Source organism: Massilia mucilaginosa (assembly GCF_011682145.1).
Classification (GTDB): Bacteria; Pseudomonadota; Gammaproteobacteria; order Burkholderiales; family Burkholderiaceae_D; genus Telluria_A; species Telluria_A mucilaginosa.
On sequence record NZ_WHJH01000135.1, the window covers coordinates 1 to 1,769 of the forward strand.

1 protein-coding gene is annotated in these 1,769 nt (G+C 58.2%); it reads left to right on the forward strand.

From position 1 onward, the window contains the following. Positions 1 to 259 precede the first annotated feature (259 nt). On the forward strand, positions 260 to 1,552 hold the full coding sequence (locus tag F2P45_RS34095; RefSeq protein ID WP_166882639.1) for an IS701 family transposase: 1,293 nt from the start codon (positions 260 to 262) through the stop codon (positions 1,550 to 1,552). Positions 1,553 to 1,769 lie beyond the last annotated feature (217 nt).

Sequence of the window (1,769 nt, forward strand, 5' to 3'; positions counted from 1 at the left end):
TCAATTTGTGACACAGTAAGACTAGCAGCCTGTCGGACTTGGGATCGTCGGCTGCAAAAATACCTGGGACGGTCCATATTTCGCCGCTTTCTCGGCCAATAGCTCGCTATTGGCACTGCGAAATCGTCAAAATCTGGCCTCGCCCAGCTATTTTTTCGCTTCGACTCCCCAAGTCCGACAGGCTGCTAGTCTTACTGTGTCACAAATTGAATTATATGCGTATACTGTTGAACTGTCTATATAACTGCAGGAGACGGGAATGACAAATTTGGCTGATCTGGATGTTTATCTTGAGCGCCTGTGCGACGCAGTGGGCCATATGGATCGCAGGACAAGTCTGAAGGACTACTGTCAAGGGCTGATGCTGCCGATCGCGCGTAAGAGCGTCGAGCCGCTGGCGGCGCACATCAAGCCGACGCAAGTACGCGCCAAACACCAGTCCCTTCACCATTTCGTGGCGAAATCGGCGTGGTCGGATAACGCCGTCCTGGCATCGGTATGCGACCAGGTCCAACCGCTGTTGGCCACCGATACCGGACATTATTGGATCGTCGACGATACCGGTTTTCCAAAGAAAGGCAAGCACTCGGTGGGTGTGGCGCGGCAATATTGCGGGCAGTTGGGTAAGCAGGATAATTGCCAGGTGGCCGTCAGCTTATCATTGGCCACCGAGCTGGGCAGCATACCGATCGCCTATCAACTTTACCTTCCCAAGGACTGGGCAAACGATCCGGTCCGCCGAGGCGTGGCTGGCGTGCCGGAAGGGATCGCCTTTGCGACCAAGCCCGAAATCGCACTTGAGCAACTACGCAGCGCGCTCGCATCGGGCACGCCGCCGGGCGTGGTGCTGGCCGACGCCGGCTACGGTGACGAGACTGCATTTCGCAGTGGCATCACAGAACTGGGTATGCTGTATGCGGTGGGCATCCGGCCGGCGACCACGGTGTGGGCGCCGGGAACCGCGCCGCTGCCGCCCAAACAATGGAGTGGGCGCGGCATACGACCGACGCGGCTGCGACGCGAGGCCGGCAACGAGCCGGTTTCCGTGAAAGCATTGGCGCTGTCGCTGCCGTCGCACGCCTACCGCCCGGTCACATGGCGGGAAGGTTCCAATGCCGAACTTTCCTCTCGCTTCGCCGCGCTACGGATACGCCCCGCTCATCGAGACTATCTCGGTACCGAGATGCGGGCCGAGGAATGGCTGCTGATTGAATGGCCAGAAGGCGACGCGGAACCACTGAAATACTTCCTTTCCACTGCGCCCGACGATGCGACTCTTGAGCAAATCGTGTTTGTGACAAAAATGCGCTGGCGTATCGAGCGAGACTATCAGGAACTCAAGCAGGAATTTGGACTCGGACACTACGAGGGACGCGGTTGGCGCGGATTTCATCACCACGCCACACTATGCATCGCCGCCTACGGCTTTCTGACCACACAGCGCCTCAATCATCCCGACGTCAAAAAAAACTCTGCAGGGCCAGAAACGTTTGGCTTACCCAACGATTACATCCCTCGCGGAAGCAGGACGAGCGCAACGTCATGTCCCTGACTCCATTACAACGCTACGCGCGCTCATCGCCAGTGCAATCGCAACTCAACTACAGCGTTGCCCTTGCTGCTTTCAGATTAAACTTACTTTGTGACACAGTAAGACTAGTCGGGCGCGGCCGCAGGCGCCAGCGCCCGGTCCACCGCCGCCGTGAAGGCGTCGATATCGATCGGCTTGGTCAGGTAGGCAAAAAAGCCGGCGGCCATGCTGCGCTTGA

Bases quoted from the DNA above. Each gene is read 5' to 3' on its own strand.
- F2P45_RS34095 (WP_166882639.1), top strand. From the start codon at position 260: ATGACAAATTTGGCTGATCTGGATGTTTATCTTGAGCGCCTGTGCGAC.